Below are 300 nucleotides of genomic sequence, written 5' to 3'. Positions count from 1 at the left end.
CCACCACTCGTAATGGAGTGGTATCCATATCTGAATACATAGGATATGAGAAGGCAGACCCGGGGAACTGAAACATCTAAGTACCCGGAGGAAGAGAAAGCAAATGCGATTCCCTGAGTAGCGGCGAGCGAAACGGGACCAGCCCAAACCAAGAGGCTTGCCTCTTGGGGTTGTAGGACACTCTGTACGGAGTTACAAAGGAACGAGGTAGATGAAGAGGTCTGGAAAGGCCCGCCATAGAAGGTAACAGCCCTGTAGTCAAAACTTCGTTCTCTCCTGAGTGGATCCTGAGTACGGCGG

At 51.7% G+C, this 300-nt stretch carries 1 rRNA gene; it reads left to right on the top strand.

Going from position 1 to position 300, the window contains the following annotated elements:
* Positions 1-300 (top strand): 23S ribosomal RNA (locus SB756_RS29165); the annotation flags it as partial.

It is taken from the genome of Pseudomonas sp. SIMBA_068 (assembly GCF_046534705.1).
Classification (GTDB): Bacteria; Pseudomonadota; Gammaproteobacteria; order Pseudomonadales; family Pseudomonadaceae; genus Aquipseudomonas; species Aquipseudomonas putida.
This window is presented reverse-complemented; position numbering and strand designations above follow the sequence as displayed.